The sequence below is a fragment of the Embleya sp. NPDC056575 genome (genome assembly GCF_042793325.1).
Taxonomy (GTDB): Bacteria; Actinomycetota; Actinomycetes; order Streptomycetales; family Streptomycetaceae; genus Embleya.
The window spans coordinates 117851-142715 of record NZ_JBHTVA010000010.1 but is presented as its reverse complement, the minus strand read 5'-3'; the positions used below and the strand labels follow the sequence as shown (position 1 = coordinate 142715).

23 protein-coding genes are annotated in these 24865 nt (G+C 70.7%); 11 read left to right on the top strand and 12 right to left on the bottom strand.

What is annotated here, in order from left to right; genetic code table 11:
• Nucleotides 1-242 precede the first annotated feature (242 nt).
• Nucleotides 243-566, bottom strand: coding sequence for a transcriptional regulator (locus tag ACFRCG_RS10470; RefSeq protein WP_380030403.1), 324 nt, complete (start codon nucleotides 564-566; stop codon nucleotides 243-245).
• Entirely contained in the window at nucleotides 563-1024 is a 462-nt protein-coding gene (locus ACFRCG_RS10465) for a hypothetical protein (protein ID WP_380030402.1), read from the bottom strand. The genes ACFRCG_RS10470 and ACFRCG_RS10465 overlap by 4 nt, the downstream gene beginning before the upstream one ends.
• A 185-nt stretch (nucleotides 1025-1209) precedes the next feature.
• Between ACFRCG_RS10465 and ACFRCG_RS10460 the strand changes: the two genes are divergently transcribed.
• The 9 genes from ACFRCG_RS10460 to ACFRCG_RS10420 all read left to right on the top strand — a co-directional run bounded on the left by ACFRCG_RS10460 (nucleotide 1210) and on the right by ACFRCG_RS10420 (nucleotide 9712).
• Nucleotides 1210-1824: a TetR/AcrR family transcriptional regulator gene (locus tag ACFRCG_RS10460; RefSeq protein WP_380030401.1), complete on the top strand. Its 615-nt coding sequence runs from the start codon at nucleotides 1210-1212 to the stop codon at nucleotides 1822-1824.
• 113 nt (nucleotides 1825-1937) lie between these two features.
• The gene (locus tag ACFRCG_RS10455; RefSeq protein WP_380030400.1) at nucleotides 1938-2738 is read left to right on the top strand and encodes a cyclase family protein; all 801 of its coding nucleotides are present in this window, start codon (nucleotides 1938-1940) and stop codon (nucleotides 2736-2738) included.
• Nucleotides 2739-2766: 28 nt separating this feature from the next.
• Nucleotides 2767-3702, top strand: a complete 936-nt coding sequence (locus ACFRCG_RS10450) for a fumarylacetoacetate hydrolase family protein (protein WP_380030399.1) — start codon at nucleotides 2767-2769, stop codon at nucleotides 3700-3702.
• Nucleotides 3699-4946 carry a thiolase family protein gene (locus ACFRCG_RS10445; protein WP_380030398.1) on the top strand — a complete coding sequence of 416 codons (1248 nt, stop codon included), beginning with the start codon at nucleotides 3699-3701 and terminating at the stop codon, nucleotides 4944-4946. The genes ACFRCG_RS10450 and ACFRCG_RS10445 overlap by 4 nt, the downstream gene beginning before the upstream one ends.
• Nucleotides 4943-6463, top strand: a complete 1521-nt coding sequence (locus tag ACFRCG_RS10440; protein WP_380030397.1) for an AMP-binding protein — start codon at nucleotides 4943-4945, stop codon at nucleotides 6461-6463. The genes ACFRCG_RS10445 and ACFRCG_RS10440 overlap by 4 nt, the downstream gene beginning before the upstream one ends.
• 71 nt (nucleotides 6464-6534) lie before the next feature.
• The gene (locus ACFRCG_RS10435; protein WP_380030395.1) at nucleotides 6535-6813 is read left to right on the top strand and encodes a hypothetical protein; all 279 of its coding nucleotides are present in this window, start codon (nucleotides 6535-6537) and stop codon (nucleotides 6811-6813) included.
• A 442-nt stretch (nucleotides 6814-7255) separates the two neighbouring features.
• Nucleotides 7256-7822, top strand: a complete 567-nt coding sequence (locus tag ACFRCG_RS10430) for a guanylate kinase (RefSeq protein WP_380030394.1) — start codon at nucleotides 7256-7258, stop codon at nucleotides 7820-7822.
• A 126-nt stretch (nucleotides 7823-7948) separates the two neighbouring features.
• Nucleotides 7949-8695 carry a phosphotransferase family protein gene (locus ACFRCG_RS10425; protein WP_380030393.1) on the top strand — a complete coding sequence of 249 codons (747 nt, stop codon included), beginning with the start codon at nucleotides 7949-7951 and terminating at the stop codon, nucleotides 8693-8695.
• A 555-nt stretch (nucleotides 8696-9250) separates the two neighbouring features.
• Complete coding sequence (locus tag ACFRCG_RS10420; protein WP_380030392.1) at nucleotides 9251-9712, top strand: hypothetical protein; 462 nt, start codon at nucleotides 9251-9253, stop codon at nucleotides 9710-9712.
• Between the two features lie 125 nt (nucleotides 9713-9837).
• On the opposite strand, the gene ACFRCG_RS10415 is transcribed toward ACFRCG_RS10420, so the two are convergent.
• The 7 genes from ACFRCG_RS10415 to ACFRCG_RS10385 form a co-directional block, all read right to left on the bottom strand.
• Nucleotides 9838-10560, bottom strand: a complete 723-nt coding sequence (locus tag ACFRCG_RS10415) for a hypothetical protein (protein ID WP_380030391.1) — start codon at nucleotides 10558-10560, stop codon at nucleotides 9838-9840.
• 209 nt (nucleotides 10561-10769) lie between these two features.
• Nucleotides 10770-11768: a zinc-dependent alcohol dehydrogenase family protein gene (locus tag ACFRCG_RS10410; protein WP_380030389.1), complete on the bottom strand. Its 999-nt coding sequence runs from the start codon at nucleotides 11766-11768 to the stop codon at nucleotides 10770-10772.
• The gene (locus ACFRCG_RS10405; RefSeq protein ID WP_380030388.1) at nucleotides 11768-12571 is read right to left on the bottom strand and encodes a HisA/HisF-related TIM barrel protein; all 804 of its coding nucleotides are present in this window, start codon (nucleotides 12569-12571) and stop codon (nucleotides 11768-11770) included. The genes ACFRCG_RS10410 and ACFRCG_RS10405 overlap by 1 nt, the downstream gene beginning before the upstream one ends.
• Nucleotides 12568-13854: an FAD-dependent oxidoreductase gene (locus ACFRCG_RS10400; protein ID WP_380030387.1), complete on the bottom strand. Its 1287-nt coding sequence runs from the start codon at nucleotides 13852-13854 to the stop codon at nucleotides 12568-12570. The genes ACFRCG_RS10405 and ACFRCG_RS10400 overlap by 4 nt, the downstream gene beginning before the upstream one ends.
• A gap of 82 nt (nucleotides 13855-13936) precedes the next feature.
• Nucleotides 13937-14584 (bottom strand): hypothetical protein, encoded by a 648-nt coding sequence (locus ACFRCG_RS10395; protein ID WP_380030386.1) that lies wholly within the window; start codon nucleotides 14582-14584, stop codon nucleotides 13937-13939.
• Nucleotides 14585-14657: 73 nt separating this feature from the next.
• Nucleotides 14658-17750, bottom strand: a complete 3093-nt coding sequence (locus tag ACFRCG_RS10390; RefSeq protein WP_380030385.1) for an amino acid adenylation domain-containing protein — start codon at nucleotides 17748-17750, stop codon at nucleotides 14658-14660.
• A 279-nt stretch (nucleotides 17751-18029) separates the two neighbouring features.
• The gene (locus ACFRCG_RS10385) at nucleotides 18030-19307 is read right to left on the bottom strand and encodes an FAD-dependent oxidoreductase (RefSeq protein ID WP_380030384.1); all 1278 of its coding nucleotides are present in this window, start codon (nucleotides 19305-19307) and stop codon (nucleotides 18030-18032) included.
• A gap of 376 nt (nucleotides 19308-19683) precedes the next feature.
• Between ACFRCG_RS10385 and ACFRCG_RS10380 the strand changes: the two genes are divergently transcribed.
• Complete coding sequence (locus ACFRCG_RS10380; RefSeq protein WP_380005935.1) at nucleotides 19684-19857, top strand: CsbD family protein; 174 nt, start codon at nucleotides 19684-19686, stop codon at nucleotides 19855-19857.
• Between the two features lie 314 nt (nucleotides 19858-20171).
• Entirely contained in the window at nucleotides 20172-20486 is a 315-nt protein-coding gene (locus ACFRCG_RS10375) for a hypothetical protein (RefSeq protein WP_380030382.1), read from the top strand.
• A 259-nt stretch (nucleotides 20487-20745) separates the two neighbouring features.
• Here the strand turns inward: ACFRCG_RS10375 and ACFRCG_RS10370 are convergent, their stop codons facing one another.
• The 3 genes from ACFRCG_RS10370 to ACFRCG_RS10360 all read right to left on the bottom strand — a co-directional run bounded on the left by ACFRCG_RS10370 (nucleotide 20746) and on the right by ACFRCG_RS10360 (nucleotide 24864).
• Complete coding sequence (locus ACFRCG_RS10370) at nucleotides 20746-21303, bottom strand: hypothetical protein (RefSeq protein WP_380030381.1); 558 nt, start codon at nucleotides 21301-21303, stop codon at nucleotides 20746-20748.
• Between the two features lie 139 nt (nucleotides 21304-21442).
• A complete protein-coding gene (locus tag ACFRCG_RS10365; protein ID WP_380030475.1) occupies nucleotides 21443-23089 on the bottom strand; it encodes a SpoIIE family protein phosphatase in 1647 nt (548 codons plus the stop codon).
• Nucleotides 23089-24864 (bottom strand): ATP-binding protein, encoded by a 1776-nt coding sequence (locus tag ACFRCG_RS10360; protein ID WP_380030380.1) that lies wholly within the window; start codon nucleotides 24862-24864, stop codon nucleotides 23089-23091. The genes ACFRCG_RS10365 and ACFRCG_RS10360 overlap by 1 nt, the downstream gene beginning before the upstream one ends.
• Between the last annotated feature and the right edge of the window lies 1 nt (nucleotide 24865).

Here is a 24865-nt window from a genome sequence, read left to right as displayed (position 1 = left end):
TCGACTACGCCGAGCCGGCCCCGGCGCCCGTGCCCCGTCGAGGGCGCCGAGGGGCTTGACGCACACTTCGCTTTGTGTGCGACACGGCCACTTTCAAGGATCGCCGTCACGGGTCGGCCGGGAACTCATCCGATCGGTAGGCAGATCGCCCACGCGTGGACGGCGGCACCGGGAGCGGGGTCGTTGACGGCGCCGGTCCTGCCGCGCCGGGTGGGTGGTGCGCCGGCGCGGCCGTGCCCGTGTCAGGAGTGGGTGGCGGGACTGTCGGTGGGCTTTGTGGCGCCGGCGACGATGGCCTGGAGCGCCGCGACGTGCCCGTCGAAGGCGTTCCGGCCGGCGCCGGTCAGGCGGGCGCGCACCTTGCGGCGACCGCTGCTGACGCGGCGCTCGGTGGTTGCGTATCCGGCCTCTTCGAGGGTGGCGAGTTGTTTGGACAGCGCGGATTCGGAGAGCCCCAGTCGGTCCTTGAGGTAGGCGAACTCCGCCCAGTCGGTGGCGGCCAGCGTCGCCACCAGCGTCAACCGGGTGCTGGGGTGGATCAGTTCGTCGAACCGCGGCGCCGTCATGCCCGCGCCCACCGGCGCAGAACGCTCAGGATGTCCGGTCCGCCGAACCCGATGACGGCGGCGATCGGCACTGCGGCCCAGATGGCGGCGTGCTCCGCGCCGTCGGCGTCCAGTGCAAGCGCGGCGGCGATGGTGGCGCCGACGAGCACGACCAGCATGCCGACCACCACCAGTGGGGTGCGGTGCCCGGCGACGGCCGCGCTGACCTGCACCCGGCCGGTGCGTCGGCGTCCGCCGAGCAGGCGCGTCGCGACGATCGCGTGACCGGAGCCGAAGACCGCAGCCGCGGTTGCGCCCAGCCACGGCCATACGCTGCCGAGCACGCCCAGCACGATCCAGGCGGCGGCCATCGCCCACCAGTAGCCGCGGGGCAGACCGACTTCGTCGGCCACGTGGCGCCGGGCACGGTCGACGGCGTCCAGCGCGGCGCGGGCCTGCTCCGGAGCGGTGTCGGTCATGATGGAACCTCACTTTCCTGGTGGGAAAGTAAGCATCCGACTTTCCCACCGGGAAAGTCAAGGGCCATCGGACGGGCGAACGATGACGTCGCGGCGGTTCGTAGGGTTGGCCGTGCGTCCGGTTCGCGGACGCGCGTCCGGGCGGATGGCTCGCGGACGGTTTCGCACAGTGAGGGAGTCGGGGCATGGCGACGCGTAAACAGGAGATCTCCGAGGAGACGCGCAGGCGCCTGACGGAAGCGGCGTTCGAACTCGTCGCGGAGGGCGGTGCGACGGCGATGTCGATCCAGGCGGTGGCGACGTTGTCCGGGATCAGCCGAGGCTCCGTGGCCTGGCACTTCGGCTCGAAGGACGGCCTGCTGGTGGCGGTGGTGGAGGACGCCTTCCGCCGGGGAACGGAGTTCCTGCGGGCGCGTCTGGCCGAGGAGTCGCCGGGTGCGGCCGCGTTGATCTCGGCGAACTTCGCGTTGATGTCGCGTCCCGAGGCGCGGATCTACGGCACCCTCCTGCTGGAGGCGGTGACTCGGGATTCGGCGGTGGGACGGGCGTACGCGTCGCAGTACGTCGCGCTGCGGCGGCTGTACGCGGACTACCTGCGGGAGGTCGCCCCCTCGTCGACGGACGGACCGGATCCCGACTCCTTGGCGGTCGCGCTGCTCGGCACCAGCCTGGGGATCAATCTCCAGCATCGCCTCGACCCGGACGCGGTCGACCGAGCCGGGGCCGTCCGAGCCGTGGAGGCCGTCTACTCCGCCGCCCTGCCCTCCGTCGGCCGCGAGGGTGGCGGCGCGAACACTTAGAGTCCGCGACCCTCGCAGCCTCGGCGCGACCCGATCCCACGGCCCACAACCACTTGCTGTGTTGAGCGTCCAATAATATGTTGGACGTCCAATGAGAGGTGGGTGGTCGCGCCATGCAGACCATGCGGTTGATCGATCTGACCAGGACCCTGGACCCGGCCGACCGGGAACTCCTGCCGGAAGGAATGCGCACGCTCGCGGGGGTGGTGGCTCCCGACATCACGTACGCGCATCCCACCGGCGCCGGCCGGCAGGAATTCGCCCGTGCCATGGCGTGCCGCGTCGAGGACCTGCCGGACGGGGAGGGGTGGGGCTCGGAGACGCTCGACGGATTCAGTTCGCACCTGGGGACACACGTCGACGCCCCGTTGCACTACGGCTCGACCTGCGAGGGTCGCCCCGCTCGTACCATCACCGACATCGCCCTGGACGAACTGTGGTGTGAGGCGATCGTGCTCGATCTGCGCGAGCACTGCCGGCCGAACACCGTGATCCCGGTCGCGTCTCTGGAGGCCGCGATCGCGGACACCGGCGTGGACGTCCCCCCGGGCGGCGCCGTGCTGTTGCGCACCGGACAGGAGCGATTCGGGCCCGGTGACCCGGAGTTCTTCCAATACCCGGGGATGAGTCGCGAGGGCACCCTGTTCCTGGCCGACCGGGGCGCGAAGGTGCTCGGCTCCGACGCGGCCGGCTGGGACCTGCCCTTCCCGGTCATGGCGCAGGCCTTCCGAACGGGCGGCGACAACGCGGTGCTGTGGGACGGGCATCGCGCCGGCCGCGAGCGCGAGGTCTTCATCGTCCAGCAACTGGCCAACCTGGCCGCGTTGCCGCCGGCCGGGTTCCGGGTGGCGTTCTTCCCGCTGAAGCTGGCGCGAGCCAGCGCGGCCCCCGCCCGCGTCGTCGCGTTCGTGTGACCCGAACCCTTCCGCCAGGAGCCTCGTTGTGAAACTTGCCACCGTCGTCCACCGCGCGAGCGAGCACGCGGCCGTCGTGCTGGAGAGCGAACGCCGGCTCGTCCTGCTCGATCGCGCCGCCCACGTCCCGCCCAGGGAAGCCGCCCTCCCGCTGCGTTCGGTACTGGACGTCATCGAGGGCGGCGACCACGCTCGGGACGCCATCGACCGCATCCTCGCCGATCCGCCCGAGGCGGCCGTCGTCGACTTCGACGACGTGCGCTGGCGCTCGCCCCTGCCCACGCCGCCGCAGATCCGCGACTTCGGCGGCTTCATGGAGCACTTCCGCAACGCCCGCGCCCGCATGGAGGGCGTGCCCGCCCACACCGTCGAGCTGCCGCGGGTCCAGCTCGAACGTCCTCTGTACTACATCGCCAACCGGCTCGCGGTCGCCGGCCACGAGACCGATGTGCACTGGCCCTCGTACTCGAAGGTACGCGACTACGAACTGGAGTTCGCCTGCGTCCTCGGACGAGGTGGCATCGACATCCCCCGCGACGACGCCGCCGCGCACATATTCGGCTACACCGTCTTCAACGACTTCACCGCGCGCGACACCCAGCGCGAGGAGATGGCCACCGGCCTGGGCCTGAGCAAGTGCAAGGACTTCACCGACGCGAACGTGCTCGGGCCCTGGATCGTCACCGCCGACGAACTCACCGACCCGTACCGCCTGAAGATGGTGGCGCGGATCAACGGCACCGAGGTCAGCCGAGGCACCAGCGCCGACATGGACCACACCTTCGCCGACATGATCGCCTTCGCCTCCACCGGCACCCGACTGTACCCGGGCGAGGTGCTGTGCTCCGGCACGGTGCCCACCGGTTGCGGCGTCGAGCACGGCCGATTCCTCGAACCCGGCGACACCGTCGAGCTGGAGGTCTCCGGTATCGGCGTGCTGCGCAACACGGTGGTGACGACGTGAACCCCGCGCCCACCGACGACATCGTGATCATCGGCGTCGGCTGCACCGCCTTCGGCCGCCACACCGACCACACCGCCGCCGACCTCGCCCGACAGGCCGTCACCGGCGCCCTCGCCGACGGCCGGATCGCCCCCCGCGAGATCGGCGCCATCTTCTACGCCACCGTCAGCCAGAAGGCTCTCGACGGCCAACACATGATCCCCGGCCAAGTGTCCCTGCGCCCCGCAGGACTCACCCACGCCCCGGTCGTCAACGTCGAGAACGCCTGCGCCGGCGGCGCCAGCGCGTTGTGGCTCGCCATCGCCCACGTACGCGCGGGGATGTCCGACACGGCTCTGGCCGTGGGCGTCGACAAGCTGGTGTGCGCCGACGCGGCGCGCGGCCTGACCGTCTTCGACGGCGCCCTGGACGTGAGCCGCCGTGCGGAGACCCTCGCCGGCCTGCGCGCCCTCTCCGAGACCCCGGCATCCCCCGGTGCCCCGGGCGACCGCTCCGTGTTCATGGACGTCTACGCCTCGCTGGCCCGCGCCCACATGGAGCACTTCGGCACCACCCGCGAGCAACTGGCCGCCGTAGCCGCCAAGAACCACGCCCACTCGGTCCACAACCCCCGCGCGCACTACCGCAGGGCCTTCACCGCCGAACAGGTCCTGGCCGCACGCGAGGTGGCCCCGCCGCTGACCGTCCCGATGTGCTCACCGGTCAGCGACGGCGCCGCGGCGGCAGTGGTCATGCGTGCCGACACCGCCCGCACCCGACCCGGCTACGCGCGTGCGGTTCGCGTACTCGCGAGCGCCCTGCTCTCGGGCAGCGACCGCCCCGCCGACCGGGTCGACCTCCACATCGGCCGCCGAGCGGCACTTGCCGCCTACGAACAGGCGGGCATCGGGCCCGACGACGTCGACGTCGCCGAAGTACACGACGCGACCGCCTTCGGTGAGATCCAGCAGATCGAGAACCTCGGTTTCTGCGCGGTCGGCGACGGTGGCCCCTGGTCGCTGTCCGGCGCCGGCGCGCTGGGCGCACGCCTACCCGTCAACCCCTCCGGCGGCCTGGAGTCACGCGGACACCCGGTGTCCGCCACCGGCCTCGCGCAGATCTTCGAACTCGTCACCCAACTGCGCGGCGAAGCCGGAACCCGGCAGGTCCCAGGCGCGCGGATCGCCGCCGCGGAGAACGGCGGTGGGCTGTACGGCATCGAGGAGGCCGTCGCGGCCGTCACCATCCTGGGAGGCACCCGGTGAACACACCCCCGACGCCCGACGCCGCACACCGCGACAGCGGCTACGCCCGACTGATCCTCTCAGCCTTGCGCCGCCACCCCGACCGTCCGGCCTTCCGCTGGACCGCGGAGGGCCGGCCACACACCCTCACCTACCGCGAGACCGCCGAACGCATCGAGCGGGTCGCCGCCGCGCTCGGTCGACTGCGAACCACCCCCGACCGCGCGGTGGCCCTGCTCACCGGTCCCCGACCCGAGGCGTTCACCACCATGGCCGCCGCCTGCCTCGCGGGAATCCGCTTCACCGCGCTGCATCCTCTCGGCACCAGCGACAACGACGCGTACGTCCTCCGCGACAGCGGCGCCGACCTGCTCATCGTCGACGAGACCCGGTTCGCCGAACGCGCCGCGACGGCCCGCACCACGACCACTGTCGTCACGCTGAACGAACTCGCCGACCAGGCCGCGCACATCACCCCCACCACACGGGATCCGCGCGGACCGGCCTGCTACCTCTTCTACACCGGGGGCACCACCGGCGAACCCAAGGGCGTCGTCCTCGGCGACCGCTCACTGACCGCGAACGCCTGGGCCGGCACCACCTGGTCCTGGCCCGAGCGGACCACCTTCCTGATCACCACTCCCATGTCGCACGCCGCCGGCCTGCTCATCGCCCCCGGCCTGCTGCGAGGCGCGACCTTCGTCATCCACCCCGGATTCGACCCCGACCGAGTCCTCGACGCCGTCGAACACGACGGCGTCGACACCACCTTCCTCGTGCCCACCATGCTCTACACACTCCTCGACCACCCGCGCACCCGCACCGCCGACCTGTCCGGGCTGAAATGGATCCTCTACGGCGCGGCCCCCACCACCCCCGACCGCCTCACCCAGGCACGAGCCCTGTTCGGCCCGATCCTCAGCCAGCACTACGGCCAAGCCGAAGCCCCCAACGCCCTGACCGTCCTCGACCCCGACGAGCACCGCAGCGACGACCCCGCCGTCCTCGCCTCCTGCGGACGCCCCGTCCCGGGAGTCGAGATCGCCCTGCTCGACCACGACGGCAACCCCACCGCCGACGGCGAACCAGGCGAAGTCTGCGTACGCGGGCCCCTGGTCATGGACGGTTACTGGAACAAGCCCGACCAGACCCGAACGGCGCTCCACGACGGATGGCTCCACACCGGCGACATCGCGCGCACGGACTCGTCCGGGCGCCTGACCATCGTCGACCGCCTCAAAGACGTCATCATCACCGGCGGCTTCAACGTCTACCCCCGTGAAGTCGAGGACGTCCTGGCCGGCCACCCGGCCGTCGCCCACTGCGCCGTCTACGGCGAACCGGACCCGCACTGGGGCGAGGCAGTCGTCGCAGCCGTCGTCCTGCACCCCGACCGCGACGCCTCGACCGAGGAACTCGCCGCCCACGTAAGGCAGTCGAAAGGTGGGATCTGGACGCCCAAGCACATCCGCATCCGCCCGTCCCTGCCCCTCACCGCCCTTGGCAAGATCGACAAGAAGGCCCTGCGCCACGGGTAGGCAATCCTCCGGATCCTCCCCGCACAAGCCGAATGTGGCGCGAGGCACGGCACGGGTTGCAGGATGGCTCGATGAGTATCCCGATGTTGACGATCGACCAGCCCGTGGCCGACAAGATCATCACCAAGGCGTGGCTCACCTGGGCCTCGGACAACAAGCTCAGCGACGCCCTGCAGCGGCTGGGCTCCAACGCCGAGGCGAACGGCGCCCACATGATCCTGGGTCTGCGCATCGAAGTCCTCGACCGGACGTCCTCGTCCGTGGGTGCGCTCAGCGGACGCACGAACATCGCGACCAAGGGGCACTTCTACGTGTACGGGACGGCCGTACAAGTCGGCCGGCGAACGTAGCCGGCGGTCATGCGACCGCGCCCGAGACCGGCCGATCGGTCGTTCCATCGCTCTTCCGGCTCCGCCGTGCCGTGCGAGGCGAATCGGCAACAGCGCGTCCGAAGACGCGGTATGGCGCCACTTCTTGCCGTACTCCTTACCGATGTCGCCGTGCCGGGCGAGTTGTTCCGGCAGCGTTCGCGGTTGCTCGGCGTCGGCGACCGGCGACCGTGCCCCGCCCGCATCGCACCACGCGGGCGGGAAGGAGGTCGATCCACCGCGCCGTTCATCGCCGAAATGACCGACACCGCCCGGACACGGCGACTCATAAACCGCTGCAACGCCGCAGGCGTCGACGTCTTCCCGATCTCGATGCGGTGCGGCACATGGTCGTCGACAACGAGATGGGCACGGTGGTCTCGCTCGCGGACCAGGCCCGGCACGCGATCGGAGCAATGTAGGCATGACTCAGGGCGTCATCCTGTACGGGCCGCCGGCCTCGGGGAAGGACACCGTCACGTCGGCGCTCGCCGCACTCGACTCACGCTACGCGCAGTTCCGGCGGCTGAAGTTCGGCTCGGGCAGGACCGAGGGCTACAGAATGGGCACCGCGGCGCAGTTGGCGAAGCTACGGACCGAGGGTGGCGTCGTCTACGAGAACAGCCGATACGACAACGTCTACGTCGTCGACCGGCCGGGCCTTGTCGACGCCTGTGCACGAGGCGTACCGGTGGTGCATCTGGGCCAGATCGAGGGCATTCTCGCTCTGGTCGGCAGCGGAGTCGCCGACTGGACGACGGTGCTGTTGTGGTGCCCTCGGGAGATCACCGAATCCCGATCGAAACAACGCGGCGATTCGGACACCGACGCGCGGCTGGTCGCTTGGGACGCAACCCTCGAAGACCTCGAAGCCCGCAAGGACATGGCCTGGCATCTGACCGTACCCACCGCGACGACGAAGCCGGCCGAGACCGCCCGGCTCATCGACGAAGTGCTCACCACTCGCCGAGGAAAGACGACACCGGTATGACCGACCTCTTGCGCTACGGCTTCAGTTGCTGCGAGCGGACACAAACTGATCAACACTCCCGTCGCAGCACTGCGACCCTCCGAACACCACAAGACGTTGGCGCCGTTCGCCGACGCACAGGCCGCCATGGATGAGGTCGAAGTCGTCGTCGCCCATTCCGAGCGGGCGACCCTGCGCGTCGGCGACGTGTTCCTGAAGGTGGACGCCGATCAGGCTCGCATCGACGTCGAGGTCGAGGCGATGGCCCTGGCGCCGGTCCCCACCCCGAGGGTCCTGTGGCGCAAGCCGCCCGTGCTCGCGATCGCCGCACTGCCGGGGACGACGCTCGGGCGCCTCGGAGGGCCGTCGACCGGGTCGCCGACGGCGTGGGCCGCCGCGGGCGCCGCAATCCGGCAGCTGCACGACGCGCCGCCGCCGTCCCGGCCGGGCCGCGCCGGCCGGAGCGTCATCGCGCTGGAGGCCGAACTCGACGACGAATGCGAGTTGCTCGTGACGAACGGCGTGCTGCCCGCCGACCTGGTCGCCCGCAACCGCCGGGTCGCCGAGGCCGCACTCCGGCCGTGGACTCCGGCGTTCACGCACGGCGACCTGCAGATCGCGCACGTCTTCGTCGACGGCGACGAGGTCACGGGCATCATCGACTGGTCCGAGGCGGGCCGGGGTGATGCCCTGTACGACCTCGCCACCTTCACGCTCGGACACGAGGAGCACCTCGACGACGTCATCGCCGGCTACGGCACGGACATCGACCTCGACGCAATCCACGCATGGTGGTCGTTGCGAAGCCTGCTGGCGGTTCGCCGGCTGATCGAGCACGGCTTCGACCCCTTCGCACCGGGCTGTGAGGTCGACGTGCTGAGATCCCGGATGTGAGGCTGCGCGGCCCTACACGGCGGACCACCCCTGCGGCACGGGCCGAGGAGGAGGTGGATCGCACGATGTCGTCTCGCTTCGCGATGGCGTGGGGTCGGGATTGTCGCCGGGTAGCGTGCGGGAGAAGAGCACACGGCCGCGTCGTCGACTTTCGAAACCACACGGCGAGGCCGACCGGGCGTAGTGGTTGAGTCGCCCGTACGGAGACCGGGTTCGTCGCACGAGGCCATCGGCCTCCTGCCGCCAACGACCGCACCGACGCCACCCTCGCCGCCGACGCCAACACCGTGCTGTTCGTCACCCCGCGCCGGATTCCGCGCGCGGACGGCACGTTCCGCCGCCGGCGAATGCGTCCGCACCGTCCGGGCGTTGGCCGAACGCCGTCCCGAGTCCGGAGGAAAACCGCAGGTCGGCGTGCCTCGGGCGTCCCGCGGCCCGGGATGGGACGGTGCCGGCCTTTCCGGCCGCGGCCGGCCGAAGCGATGGTGGCTGCCAAGCCGGCGGACGAAGTCGGGGGGAGCGCACCGCCGTGGTGTGCGGAACGAGGAGGAACGGATGAGTCGTCGAAAGAAGTTCGTCGCGAGTGTGGCGGTCGCGGGGGCGGCGTTCGCGGGCGTGGTCTTCACGGGCGGGCCCGCCAACGCGGCGGGTTGCACGGGCGCGCCGTGCGGCCGGGCGGTCAACAAGACGAGCACGTTGATGACGTACACCCTGCGGCTCGACGACGGCGGCCCCGATCTGTGCGCCGTCTGGAACTTTTCGGACAAGGGTCGCGTGGTCAGCTGTGCGCAGCAGCCGCTCAAGCCCAGGACGGCGGTGGGCGGATGGACGTTCGACAAAAAGGACGTCGATGCCTTTTCCTTCCCCAACACCGGATACCACGTGAGGTTCTACGGGCTCGGCCAGACCTACCACGAACGTGGCGTATGGACGAAGATCCGCAGCATCGACACCGTTACCTGTGAGTACACGCCCGACTTCAAGACCCCCATGTGCAATGTCTGGCCACACGCCTGATCCGGTCCCGGACCCGGACGGCCGCCCGGTCGACGATCACCCGCGGCCGACCCTAAGCGGGTCGGTGCGCGGGGCGGTGGTGACTGGGGTGCCCGGGCGATTCGTCGTGGCTTGCTCGTTCGGGCCTATGAGGGGACCGCGCGTGTCGGAAGGGCGAGCGGCGTTCCGGCGAGTGGTCGGTTCGGTTCGGGATGTGCGACGGCCCGCCACACCTCTCCGATCGCCTCTTCGACACGGCGGGCGTGGAGGATCGCCTCCTCCGGATCGTCCCCGTGGTCGAGGCCGTCCTGTACGACGTCCAGGGCGAGCGCGCACAGCACGTCGTCGACCGGGTCGTCGTAGTAGGCGATGAATTCGTCCGTGGCGTCGGCGTCGATGGCGCGCAGACGGTCCACCAGAGCGCAGCAGTCGGTGTAGTAGGTGATCATGTCGGAGTGCGCGGCGAGTGCTCCGGCCGCTTGGCCACCCGCCATGGCCGCCCACGTCATCGCGCAGTTGAACGGGTGTGCCCCGCGTTCGGCGGGCCACCGCCGGAGTCGTGCCACGTCCATGCCCATGGAACGGGCGACGCCCTCGAGCCTGGGCCCGGCGTTGCACACCACGCGGCCCAGCGTGAGGTACAGGTCGGCGGCGGGGCGCCGGGGAAAGTGGGAGAGCATGGTGCCGTAGGCGACCAGTTCGGCGGCGTGGGTCCGGAATTCGACGGCGACCAGGCGCCTCAGGGCATTCGCGACGGTGTCCGCTTCGAGGGGGAGTGCCAGCAGGGCGTTGCCGACGGGGTCCGTCTTGCGCCGGTGTGCGACTTCGTCGGCCAGTCGTCGCGCTGTGCGGCCGCGCACGTCGGACATGATGTGGTGCCCCTTTCGTGGTTGTCAGGTCGTGGGGGTCGGTCGTCGTCGGTAAAAGCGTCGGAGGTGGAGGTCGATCAGGCGACCGTCGACCGGTGGACAGGTGAGGCCGCTTCGGGCGGTCACGCGGTCGGTGTTGTGGCGGTCGTACCGTGGGGAAGACGCCCGGCGGGTGTGGGGGTTCCGTTGCCGGTGCACGCCGGCGGCGGTCAGCCCACGAGCAGGATCTTGCCCGTGCCCGCGCGGCTTTCGGCGTTTCGGGCGGCGTTGCCGACGTCCGCGAGGTCGTGGCGGCCCGCGACGGGCGCGTCCAGGTGATGGTGTGTCAGTTGGTCGGTCACCGTGTGCACGAGTTCGCCGACCTTCTCGGGCGTCATGGCCTTCAGGCGTTCGGGGAGCCAGAAACCGTCGAGGGTGACGCCGTGGAAGACCAGCGAGTCGGGTGGGACCGCGATGTCGGATCCCGAGAGCATGCCGTAGACGGTCATCCGTCCGCCGTCGCGCACGCAGTCCAGCGCGAGTCGGCCGGTGGCGCCCCCGACCGCGTCGAGGGCGGCTGTGACACCTCCGGCTCCGGCGAAGTCCGCGATCTGCTCACGGGCCGACTCCGGGGGGTCGGCGAGGACTTCCACCGCATCGTCGTCCGACGGGCTCGGGCGGCGGTGACGTCGGCGGATCACACCGACGCACCGGATGCCTCGTCGTCGCGCCAACGCCGTGATCATCCGACCCACCGTGGAGGCGGCGGCGGTCTGCAGGAGCACGTCACCCGCGACCAGACCCAGGTCGTCCAGGAGCAGGTTCGCGGTCATCGGGTTGACGGTCATCTGGCAGGCGAGGTCGTCCGGCAGACGGTCGGGGATCTCGATCACGTCCGCGACGGGCACGTTGAGGTACTCCCGCCAGGTTCCGTCGGCGGACACCGCGACGCGGCTGCCCGGCCGCAGGTGCACGTCGGGAGCCGCCTTGTCCACGACCCCCGCTCCCTCGAAACCCACCGGGGCGGCCGGCGGGGAGCCCGGTGCGAGCGGCCCGAAGCGGGCCGCACGGCCGTAGCGTCCGCGGATCCACAGCAGGTCCGAGGGGTTGATGGGGCGCGCGGTCAGGCGTACGCGGACCTCACCCGGGAGGGGGTCGGTCGGCTCGATGTCGGTCACGCACAGCACGTCGGCGGGTTCCCCGTGCTCTCGGAAGACGACGGTACGCATCAGTGGCCCGGCCGGTAGAGGCTGTCGGCGAGGAGGAAGTCCCGGATCTCGGCGACGGAGTGTTTGCCGTCGTGGACCATCTTGTTGACCAGTACGTAGGTGGCGTGGCCGTCGCGGAGGGCGTCGCGCAGATGCTGGAGCGTGCCGCACCCTCCGGAGGCGATGACCGGAAGTCCGGAGGCCTCGGACACGGCACGGGTCAGGGCGAGATCGAAGCCCTGTCCGGTTCCCTCGCGGTCGATGCTGTTCGCCAGGATCGCTCCGACCCGCAGGCCGGCGAATCGGCCCGCCATGGACGCGGCGGTGGCTCCGGAGGGCTGCTCGCCGTCGCGGACGTACGCCTCCCAATCGCCGGGACGCGTCCGCCTGCTGTTGATGACGCCCATGAGTCGTTCCCCGCCGTATGCGCTCACGGCCGCTTCCACGGTCTGCGGGTCGTCCACCATCGCGGTGCTGACGGACACGACGTCCGCGCCGGCCGCCAGCAGGTCTCCCATGTGCCGTACGGACGGGAGACGACCGTGCTCGACGGAGACCAGCGGATCGATTCCGACCTCCTTGATCCCGCGCAGCACGTCGGGGAGGTAGTCGATGCCCTCCCACGTGTCGAAGACGTCGAGGAACACCTTCCGGGCGCTGCCGGCGGCGTAGGCCCGGGTGATCTCGACGACGTCCGACGGGTCGCGCAGCCCGGGTATCGCGGACGGTTCGGTGGTGACGCCGCGGGAGATGTCGATACACGGGATGACGAGGTCGCCGATGTGGGCCTCGCGGTTTTGGAACGCGGGTGTGGGGGTGGTCATGGTGTCGCCTTCCGAGGTGGGGTGAGTGTTGCCAGGCGGGGGCTGTCGGGGGCCAGGGCTCGTGCCACGTCCACGGCCGAGGCCACGGCCGATTCCTGGGTCGGGACCCGCGTCATGACGTGGCCGGCGAAGTGCAGGCCGCCGTGGCCCTGGAGTTCGCGGAGTCGGCCCTGGGCGGCGAACGTCGCCGGGAACGGCAACAGGGTGCGAAACCCGGCCCGGGCGAGGAGGCGACGCGGCAGGCTTTCGCGGTGGTCGAGTCGGCTGACGAAGGCTTCGCCGCCGTCGTCGAATCGGCGTCGGACGGTGCTCAGTGCCCGGCCACCGTCGACGGTGATGTTCGTCGTGGATCGATGCAGGGGGTCGGGACAGAGGTAACACGGATCCAGGTGCACGCCGTGACCGATGTCCGCGTACCGGTACGCGGAGAGCGCGCGGCGAGCCATGTCCGCTCCCGGCAGGCCCCGCAGCGCCTCCGCGGCGGCGTCGGCCGGAACGGCCAGGACGATCGCGTCCACGGTGTGCGTGTCGCCCCGAGAGTCGATCATCGCCAGTCGATCGCCCACGCGGCGGATGTGCCGCAGCGCGGTGCCGGGGCGCAGGTCCGCGGTGTTCAGTCGGGCGGCCAGTCGGTGGGCCACGTCCTGCATGCCCTCGCGCAGGGTCTGCGTGGTCGGTGTCGTGCCGGCCGGCGCGTCACTTGCGAACACGGCCGCCGTCGCCCGCGCGGACAGCGTCGACGCCTGCGACAGATCACAGGCCCAGAGCGAGGAAGGCAGGGCGTAGACCAGGTTCTCCTTCACCGCCGCGGGTAGCGGCCACGGCTCCACGACGTCGCGCAGCGGAGTCGCCCAGTCCAGGTCTCGGGCGATCCAGTCGGACGCCTCGCGCACGAGCATGGCGATCGCCCGCCGCGCTTCCGCGGTCGAAGGGCCGCTCTCCGCCGCGCCGTCGTCGCCCGGCGTGGTCAGGGGGCCTCGGAACAGCGGGAGTTCCCGTCCGGCCTCCGCGATGGTGTAGGTCGCCGCTGTGGTGATCCAATCGTCCTCGCCCAGTCCGAGGTTGCGCGTCAGACTCTCGAAGAGCGTGAACGCCTCCAACGCCACGCTGTACACGCCCAGGTCGATCGTGCGCGCGGCGCCGCCCGCGTCGGCGAGACGCCGCGAACGCAAGTTCCCGCCGAGGTCGTGCCGGGCTTCGAGTACGACGCTGTCGTGGGTTCCGTCGATCAGCCAGGCCAGGGTCAGCCCGGCGACACCCGCCCCCGCGATACCGATTCTCACCGGGTCTCCTCATGTCGATCGCATCGTCGGTCGGTGACCGGGCGCCGAGACGGCGCGCCGGCCCCGGACCGCTCCGTGGTGCTCACACGGCGGCCGCGGCGCGCCAGAAGTCGCCGACGCTGTCGTCCAACAGGCGGGCGCACAGCAGGACTTCGTCGGGGTCGTCACCTCGGTCGAGACCGTCCTGGACGACCTCCAGCGCGAGGCGACACAATTCGTCGGGGCTGTCGTCCTCGTAGTAGGACAGGAACTCGTCCGGCACCTTCAGGCCCACTGCCCGCACCCGTGCGACCAGTTCGGCACACCCTGAGAAGTAGCAGGTCAGGTCGGCGTACGAGGACATTCCCGTGGCCGCCTGCGATCCCTGGACCGCCACCCAGGAGACGACGCCGTCGAAGGCGTACGTCGCGCTCTCGGACGGCCAGAACCTCAGCTCGGCCGGGTCCAGGCCCAGGGCCCGGGCACACTCGTCCAGTTTGGGGGACGCGTCGTAGACCAGGCGGGCCAGTTGCAGGTACAGGTCGGCGGCGGGGCGGTGCGGGAAGCGGGAGAGCATCGTGCCGTAGGCCGCCAACTCCGTGCGGTGGCACTGGGCTTCGGTGCCGACCAGACGTCGCAGGTGTTCCGTGGTCAACTCCGTGTCGGTGGCGAGCAGGGCGTTGGGGACGGGGTGGGTGAGGCGCCGGTTCTCGACTTCCTCGACGAGTCGTGCGGCGTCGATGCGGGTCATCGGGGATCTCCTGATTCGTTGTGTCTGGTGGTCCGGTCGCGCGATCTCGCGCGTCGGGCTCGGGCGGTTGCGGTCAGTGCCCTTCGGGTGGCGGTGCCAGATATCCGGTGCGGCGGAACTCGCGCAGGTAGGTGTCCAGCAGTTCCGCGTCCACGGGCGGGCAGACCAGGCCGCTGTCGGCGAGCGCCGCTTCGGTGTTGTGACGACCGAAGCGGGGGAAGGTGCCGTCGGTGTACATCTGCTTGACCGTGACGTCGCTGTCATGGGCGGGTTCGACGAACATGGCGACATACGGGGCCATGGGGTGATCGGGCAGTTGCGCGGTGAGGTCGGCGAGCATGCCGCTCCAGGCGTCGTAGGGCATGGTGCGCACCGGGTAGCCCATGGCGACCAAACGCTCGACCAGCAGCGGCAGTCGGGCGTCGTGGGGGTTGGTGAGGTGGTAGACGCGGCCGTCGGGTTCCTGGTGGGTGATGATGTGCACGATCGCCTCGGCGGTGTAGTCCACGGGCACGAAATCCAGGGGCAGGCCCATGTCCGGCGCGAGTTCGGTCTCGGCGATGGTGCGGAAGAGGGCGCACATCATCGTGTCGGTGTTCCACACGCCGCGATCACGGGTGCCGGTGATCTCGTAGGGCCGGTGGATGGCCACCGGGAGACCGCGCCGGCCGGCCTCGACGATCAGTTTCTCGGCGACCCACTTGGTCTCGGGGTAGCCCAGGGAGATGCGGTCGGCGTGTTCGAGCGGGGTGTCCTCGTCGACGTGTTCGATGCCGGCGGTGCCGAAGCCCGCGATCACCGCGATGCTGGAGATGTGATGGACCGGTTTGAGGGTGTGCTCGCCGGCCAATTCCAGGACGGTACGGGTTCCCCCGACGTTGATCGGCGCCAACGCCGCATACGGGTAGGCGAAGTTGACGCGCGAACCGCAGTGCACGATCAGGTCGATCCCGCGGGCCAGGCCGCTCCAGGTGTCGTCGGAAAGGCCGAAGCGCGGTTCGGCGAGTTCGCCGGGCACGGGGACGACGCGGTCCGTCAGCGGTTCGGGGTCCACGCCGTGCCGCCGCATCCGGGCGGCCAGGCGGTCGAGGGCCTCGTGCGCGTCGTCCGCGCGGATCAGGCAGTGCACCCGCTCCACCCCCGCGCCCAGGAGCCGCTCGACGAGGTGTACGCCCAGGAAACCGGTCGCTCCGGTGAGGAACACCTGCCGAGGGCTTCGCGGACGCGTGGACGCGGGCGCGTCGAAGCGCACTTCGGGAGCGAGTCGGGCCTCCGCGGCGAAGTCCACGGGCGTGTCGTCGTGCGCACGTCCCTCGTGCAACGCGTGCACCGCGGCGGCGAAGTCGGCCAGCGACGGGTCGCCGACCAGGTCACGGATCATCGTGCGGCCGTATCCGGCGTCTATGTGCAGCCGTTCGCGAAGAGCGGCGGTGATCCGCGTGGCACGCAGGGATGTGCCACCCAGCGCGAAGAACGTGTCGTCGCGGCTCACCGCGTCGGCGTCCAGGACGTCGCGCCACACCCGGGCGACGGCCTGTTCCCATTCGCCGCGCGGTTCCTCGTCGCCGGTGCCCGGCGCCGATTCCGGTGCCGACAACTCGGCGAGTTCGCCTCGGTCGACCTTGCCGCTGGTGGTCAAGGGCAAACGGTCGACCACGGCGATGCGGGCGGGGACCATGTAGGTGGGGAGCCGGTCGCGCACGTGCTCGTGCAGGCGCCGCGCGAGGCGCCGCCGCTCCCGGTCGGAATGTGCCACGACCGCGGCCACCAACACCTCGCCGGCGCCCTCGCCCACGACGCCCACGGCGGCCTGCCGCACACGTGCGTGGGCCGACAACACCGCCTCGACCTCGTCCGGTTCCACCCGGTAGCCGCGCAGCTTGACCTGGCGGTCGCGGCGCCCCAGGTACTCGAGCGCGCCGTCCTCGCGCCACCGTGCCATGTCGCCGGTGCGGTACAGGCGCGAGCGCACCTCGGGGGGCGTCCACGGGTCCTCGACGAAGCGCTCCGCCGTCTTCTCCGGGTCGTTGAGATAGCCCAGCGCGACGCCGTCGCCGCCCACCCACAACTCGCCGGTCCCGCCGGGGTCGGCGATGGTCCCGTCGTCACGGACCACGTACGACGTCGAGCCCGCGACGTTGATCCCGATGGGTACGTTCTCCGCCCGCGCGGACAACTCGTCGACCCGGTGGGTCGTGGACAGCGAGGAATTCTCGGTGGGCCCGTAGCCGTTGAGGAGCATTCCCGGCCGCCCGTGGCGCAGCACGGCCCGCACGGCGCGCGGCCCGACCGTGTCGCCGCCCACGATCAGACAGCGCAGGCTCGCGAACATCTCCGGCGCGACGTGGGCGTGTTGGTGGAACAGTCCGGCACTCAGCCACGTCACGCTGATCCGCGCTTCGCGCAGCACGCTCTCCAACGCCTTGGAATCCAACAGGTCTTCGTCGCGGGCGACGACCAGGCAGGCACCGTTGAGCAGGGTCGCGAACATTTCGAGGCAGGAGATGTCGAAGGTCGGATTCGTGGTCGCGAGCCATCGGTCCTCGGGCAGGACACGAAGGTCGCCGGTGTCGCGGGCCAGCCTCGTCTGGCCGCGATGGGGACACACCACACCCTTGGGCGCGCCGGTGGAACCGGAGGTGTGGATGACGTACGCCGCCTCTCCCGCGGCGCGCCCACGCCACCATTGCTCGTCGGCCCGGTCCGGGGCGGCGAACAACTCGTCCGTGCCCACGACGTCCACGCCGTCGGGTACCTCGACGTCCGCGCCGGGTGCGGACACCGCCGTGCGGACGTCGGCGTCGGTGAGGATTCGTGCGATGCGGTCGGCGGGGTAGGAGGGATCGATGGGCAGGTACACGGCACCCGCGTACAGGATCGCGAGGGTCGCGGCCACCGCGTCCGCGGAGCGACCGATCAGCACTGCGATGTGGTCCCCCTCGGCTACGCCGCGCGCCCGTAGGCCCGTGGCGCCGCGGCGAACCCGCTCTCCCAGCTCGCCGTAGCTCCAGCCTCCGCCGACCCATTCGACGGCGGGCGCGTCGGGGCGCGCGGTGACCTGCTCCGCGAAGAGCGCCGGGATGCCGGCATCGCGCGGGTAGTCCGTGCGCGGGCGGTTTCGGAGACGGGCGTGCTCGGGACACGGGGGTTGATGTGAGGTGACCATGGAATCTCCTGCCGAAAATGGAAAAGGCTCATGGAAATACATGTCTCGACGGGCCCGAGGAAAGCGTCGGCCGTCCGCGCCGGATCACGGCGCCGAGTGCGAATTCACGAGTCGGCGGAAATCCGAGGCCGCCCCGAATATCGATTCAACGAATATTCCGTAGATCGGAAACCGTGAACCCGCTTCGCGTTTCGTTGTCACCGCGCCCGGCGGACTGCTCGCTTGGCCACCACGGCGCCTCGGCGGCGCCGGTCGTTGCCTGGCGAATCGGGGCGGCGGTCAGTGCCGGGAGGGGTCGGCGGCGACCACGGACAATCGATCGCCGCGGGTGACAAGCGGACGCACCACCCGGATCGCCGAGCGCACCGCGCTCTCCTGGCTGTCGGCGTCCCCGAGGTGGCTGCCCGCGAAGTACACGCCCTGTCGGCCCTGATGACCCGCGAGCGATTGGGCGGCCCGTGCCCCGGCGACGGTGGGGCGCAGTTGGCGAAAGTCCGCGCGGGCGATGATGTCCTCGGGCTCGGCGCGGTGGGTGATCCAGCTCTTGAACACGTCGGTGCCCAGAATCGGCCCCAGTCGGATGGTGCTCTCGGCCCACCGATCGTCGGTGGTGACGCATGTGGTGGACCAATACGCCCGGTCTGCGGGCATGTGCGCCGGATCCCGGTGCAGGGCCACCGTGGTGGGGACGTAGTCGAACGCCGCCAGCAGCTCCGCCGAGGGCTTCAGATCGGAACAACCCCCGACGAGGTCCAGAGCCCGGGGAGCCGAGGTCGCGACGACGACCGCGTCGTATGCGCTCATGCCGGCCTCGTCCAGCAGGCACGGGTGCCCGTCCTCGACGTCGATGGCGCGTACGGGTGCGCCGACGCGGACGTCGCTGCCGAGGGAGTCGGCGATACGGGAGACGAGTTCCCCCAGCCCTGTCGCCAGCAGGTGCCAGACCGGGGCGGCGTCCGGGTGCTCGGGCGCCGCGCCCGTGATCCAACCGGCCACCGCTCGTGCGGGTATCTCGGCGGCCTGGTCCACGGTGCAGCCGACGAGGGACGCGCACCAGGCCAGGAAGGTGTCCCGCACCTCGTCGACCGGCAACTCCCGTGCGCCGGCGAGGTCGCCCACCGTCGTGGTGACCGGCCCGTTCTCGGCCTCCAGTCGTGCCGTCGCGGTGAGCAGTTCCGTGAACGTGCGTGCGGCCGAGCCCCCCGACAGCGGTGTACGGCCCTCGGTCGCCGCGGCCGAGGAGTCGGGGGTGACCAGCGTCGGCGTTGCCCGACCCGCCCGCGAGAGCGTCGTGGTCAACGGGACGTCCAGAGTGTGGTCGACGCTCAGCCCCAGGGCCCGGCGCAGCGCCGTGTGGCACGGGTATGCCGTCGGGGACAGCAGTTGGGCACCGAGATCCACCGCTACCGGGCTGTCCCCGGCACCGCCGAACGTGGCGGTACGGATGTTGCCACCGATGCGATCGGCGGCCTCGTACACGGTGACCTGATGCTCCTCGTCCAGCAGCCAGGCCGCGGTCAGTCCGGCGATGCCCGCTCCGATGACGGCGATGCGCATCGTTGTCTCCCCAAGGGTGGGGGAGTGGCACCGGGAGTTTCGCCGAGGTCCGACAGTATGCGCCGCGACACTCGGAGGAAGCCCGGAGACCTACGCCCACCCGATTATTCGTTGACGGTTGACAATGGCGCTCCTCACCAATTTCCCGGGTCCAATGCATTGTTCGCGCATAATGACCGGAAATCATCGGCCCGAATTCCCCTGGGCAACCGGAGTGGCACGGCACCTCTCATTTCCCGTGCGTATCGAATTCTGGGGATTCGATCATTCGATTCAAGCCGCCGGGTGGGGGTCGTGTTCCGGCGTCTCGACCGGGGTGTGAATCGGGAGGGCCGGGGCAGGCGTGGGACGTCATCGTCGATCCGGAGGAGTACGCATGAGCGCCGCGAACAAGGCCGACAACATGGCCGACAAGGTCAAGGGCAAGGCCAAGGAGACCGCCGGACGCGCGGTCGGCAACGAGCGGCTCGAAGCCGAAGGCCGTGCGGACCAGGTCAAGGGCGACCTCAAGCAGGCCGGCGAACACGTCAAGGACGCCCTCAAGGACTGACGACGCACACGAGCGACCCGGGGCCGGCACCGACACCCATCGGTACCGGCCCCACGCACGTGCGGGCCGGCGGCGGGGGAGGGGCCCGGCACGGTCGGTCTCCTCCGTGACGCTTCACCGGCCCTTGGCCTCGAGTGGACCCGAAGGGCCCACCACCGGGGGCGCTCCCGCACCGGATGACATTGGATGGGCGAGCAATCATGGGCGACCATCGGGTCCGCCCACCGCCCACCGCCCACCCGTCCACTACGGAACGGCAGGGACGCGACTGCCGCGGCGCGCGGTGCGGGCAGCCGAGGGAAGGAACGACACGGATGAGCGAGACGACGGAGCGGCCGGTCCTGCGGGCCGCCGGCTCACATCTGTATCCCGGCGCGTTGGTGCGCGTGCACACTCCCGGGTCGACGGACCCGCACCGGGCCGGCAGGACACCGGGTGACCTGGTGTTCGCCGACGGTTCGCGAACCACCGCACAGGTGCTGATCGACCCGGACGAGCGGGCGACCCTGTGGGTGGCCGAGTACACCACCACCCGCGGCACCACGATCTCCGAACGGGTCTGGTCGACACACCCGTCCCCGGACGGCTCGGGCGATGTCATCCTCCGCATCGGCACCCGACTGCCGTAGCCGTCGCTGCCTTCGGGGCCGGTCGACCGTCCGCATGTCGGCCCTCGCAACGTAGCTGTGCCGCTCCCGACGCCGTCACGTCCTTCGCGACGGCGCGGCAGGGGGACACCGCGCGCCGTTTCGCGTTGGGCACGTCGGCCGCGTCGGTTCGTTCGGCGGCCGGCGTGTCGAACGACCCCGTCGCCGACCGCGTTTCATCGCGCGGGCCGCCGTGTCGGTGCGTCTTGTTCGACCTTGTAGAGGCGAGCCCGTCGGCGGATCAGGAGAGGTGGGTGAGTTCCACCACGAGCGGGCCGCCGGCCTCGGTGAGGCCCGCTTCGGTCGCGCACTGCGGCTTGGGCAACGGTGACAGCGTCCGAGTGGTGACCGTCGTGTCGCCGGCGAAACGTCCGGAGCGGACCTTGCCCTTGAAGATCGCCGACCGCCCCCCGCCGACCGGGGTTTCGACGCCGCCGGTTTCCTCGAGCGTGCTGGTGCCGCCGTCGTCCCAGGTGATGGTCGTCGTGCGCGTGCGGGTGCCCCCGTCGCAGCTCATCAGCCCCGACATGGTGGACGTGACGCGGCCCGAGGCGGGCAGCGCGCCACCGAACGGCAGGCAGGACGTCAACTCGCCGCTGCCCTCCCCCGCGACCTGACGCAGCGTCGAATTCAACCCCGGAGTGAAGGCCTCGGTCTGGAACCCGGTACAGGTCTGCACCACGGGCACCGGCAGTGCGCGCGCGGCGGATGCGGCCGGACTCGCGGCGCCGGCCCCGAGGAATGTCGGCACGGCCGCGAGACCGACCAGCCCCAGGCCCAGAAGTCGTGTGCGGTTCATGGGTCGACCTCGCAGATGGATGTGGCTGCGGCGGATACCGCGATCATGCAACGACTCGGGACCGGAGGGGAGTTACGGCTGGTCGCCCGAAAGGATGAAACCGGGTGTGCGGGGCCGCCGACCGCCGCCTGCGGGACGGCTACCCGGTCCTGCGCAGCAGGAGAAGGGCGATGTCGTCGCGTTCGTCTCCTTCGAGGGCGGACAGGAGATGGTCGGCGAGGGCGTTCAGGTCGGTGCGAAAGGACTCGTCCCCGAGTGTCTCGGTGCGCAGGCGCGCCATGCCCGCGTCCAAGTCGCTGGTGCGTTCCTCGACGAGGCCGTCGGTGTACAGGAGGATGGTCGCCTTCGCGGGCAGTTCGTGGCGTACGGTCTCGGGTCTGGGCACTTCCAGTCCGAGCAGTGCGCCGGCGACCGTGAGGTAGTGCGTATCACCGTCCGCGGTCACGATCAGCGGGGGCAGGTGGCCGGCGTTGGCGATGTCGATCGTCCCGGTGCGGGGGTCGAGCATCAACACGCACACCGTCGCGGTCTCGTACGGGTGGTAGCGCATCAACATCGCGTTGAGGCGTTCGAGGATCGTGTGCGGTTCGTGCCCCTCGCTCGCGTAGGCCCTCAGCCCGTGGCGTAGTTCGCCCATGATGGTCGCCGCGTGCAGGGAGTGTCCGGCGACGTCGCCGATGGCGACGAGCAGGCGGTCGCCGATCGGGACGGCCTCGTAGAAGTCGCCGCCGATCTCGGTCTCGTCGGACGCGGGACGGTAGCGCACCACGATGTCCACCGAGTCGGACGAGGGCAACCGGGACGGCAGAAAGGTGCGTTGCAGCGACAGGGCGAGCGCGTGCTCCTGGGCGTGGGAGCGGAACGCCTCGACGGCGAGGGCTCCGGTGCGCGCGAGTTCGCGCAGCGCCCGCTCCTCCTCGGGGTCGCGGGCGGCGGTCGCGGGAACGGCGAGGGCGGTGGGCGGACGGCTGGCCTTGGTCCGGCATATCGCCAGACGGACGTTGCCTTGCGCGAGGCTGTCCGGGAGCGTCCGCAGCCAGTTCTCGGCACTGATCACGACGGATTTCGAGCCCGTGCCCTCGTGGAGATTCGTGAGACGCGAGAGAGCGTCGAACAGCGTCGGTGGAACGGTTCCCTGTTGGGGATCGAGGCCGAATTCGCTGATCAGGGTGCGGCGGGTGATGCCGCCCTCGCCCTGGACATAGGAGGCCGCCGGCCCTCGGCTGATCAGGGAGGCGCCCGTCACGATGGCGTCGCCGAGTTCCTCGAGGGTGGAGGCGGCGTTCACGAGCATGGTCGCGCGGGCGAGTTCGGACAACACCGCCGCGGTGTGCTCGGCACGACGGCGCGCACGCGAGTAGCGCAGCGCGGACTCGAGGGTGGCCAGCAGTACGTCGGGATCGATGGGGTCGACGAGGTAGGCGTCCGCGCCCCGGTACAGACCCTGGGCGCGCTCACCCACCGTGATGGCGGACGCGGAGACGTGGACCACCGGCACGGAGGCGGTACGGGCGTCGGACTTCAGGCGTTCGCACACCTCGAAGCCGCTGGCGTCCGGCAGGCGTACGTCGACGATGGCCGCGTCCAGCGCGTCGCCCTCGTCGGCGGCGGCGAAGGCCAGGTCCAATGCCTCCGCGCCGGTCGCGGCCTCGACCACGCGGTGCCCGGCCCGCCGGAGCCAGCTGCCGAGGATGTAGCGCTTGGTCTCGGTGTCGTCGACGACCAAGACGGTGGCGGCGGCCTGGGGCGCGGCACGGTGATCCGCGGCGATCGCGGGGGGTCGCATCACGGGGTGCCTCCGTCGGCGTGGTCGGTTCGCGACACCTCGAGGGCGTGGGCGATGTCGTCGGTGGTCAGGCCGGTTTTGGGGAGGCTGTACACCGCCGCGAATCGTTCGAGCAGCATCGATCGCGCGAGCGAGGTCACCACCACGACCGGTACGCGCGAGAGTGTGGGGTGCGCCGCGAGCCGTCGCATGACCTCGAATCCGTCGGGATCGGGCATGTGGAGGTCGAGGAAGATCACGTCGGGCGGGTCCTCGGCGGCAAGGGCGAGACCGAGGGTTCCGTCGCCCGCCTCGACCAGTCGGGTGACGAGCGGCCGAGCAAGCGCGCGAAACACCTCCCGGAAGGCGGGATCGTCGTCGATCACGAGTGCGTGGTCGACCCGCGGCGTGTGCTCCCCCGAGGGCGCGGAGGTCGCGGTGGGCAGGGGAAGCCGGACGGTGGCGGTGGTTCCGACGTCCGGGGTGCTCTCCAGGGTGAGCGTGCCTCCGAGCAGGCGGGTGAGGCTACGGGCGTAGGGCAACCCGAGGCCGGTGCCGGCCGACCGCGCCTGCAAGGGTCCGGGAATCTGGTAGAACTCCTCGAAGACCTGCGCGAGATGCTCGGCCGTGATGCCGATGCCGGTGTCGCGGACGGTCAGCACCAGCTGCTGGGCGAGCGGATCGTGGCCCGCGATCAGCACGACCTCGCCGTGTTCGGTGAACTTCAGCGCGTTGGACAGCAGATTGCGCAGGACCCGGGTGAGGACGACCTCGTCGGTGACCACCGTGGGCGGTGGATCGCCGACGTCCAGACGGAACGTGACGTCGGGGGCCGCAACCGGGTGCATCACGCCGTGTATGTGGGTGAGCAGTTCGACGAGATCGACCGGGACCAGGTGCGGTTCCATGCGTCCCGACTCGGCCTTGGCGATGTCGAGGAGTTCGTTGACCAGGGTCGACAGCGTGGCGCCGGACGACTCGATCAGAGTCGTCTGGCGGTGCTGCTCCTCGGTGAGCGGGTCGGCGGCGGGATCCAGGAGCAGCCGGGCGAGGCCGATGACGGAGTTGACCGGCGTGCGCAGTTCGTGGCTGACATTGGCCCAGAACCGGGTGCGGGTCTCGGCGATCACGTGCAACTGCCGGGTCTTCTCCTCCAGTTCGGCGTAGAGCGCGACCACGCCGGTGTTGGTGTCCGCGAGTTCCTGGGACAGTTCCGCGTACAACGCCAGGACACCCTGATTGGTTTCCTGGAGTTCTTCATTGAGGCGCAGCAGGTCGTCTTGGCGGGCCTGGAGGTCGTCGAGCGCGCTGAGCAGTTCCTGATTCTGGGAGCGGAGTTCTTCCAGCGCGCTGCGCGGACTCGAGGCGGCCACGGCCGCTCTGGCCGGTTCCACGTCGCCGGGTCGGAAATCCACCAGCCGTTTGCGGACCACGATGCGGCCCTCGAGCCGCTCGACGTCTTCCACCAGGCGTTCCGCGGCGCCGACCGTGGGCGGCATGACGCCCGCGCCTTCCGGCCCCGGTGTATCCCAGGCGATCTCCACCACGAGAGAGGGTCCGACACCGTCGAGTTCGACGCCGAACTCGACGACGGCCGGGCCGACGACGTCGATGATTTCCCGGCCGATCTCACTCAGGGCGGTGGCCACCCGCACGCGGTCCTGGCGGCCGAGACCGACGGCCTCGGCAACGTTGCGCGCGAGTTGCCGCACGACGAAGACGTCATGTGCGTCGCGCAGGGGGCACCTGGTCAGGGGCGTGATCGTGGCCTGCCATCGCGAGTGTCGGTCGTCCACG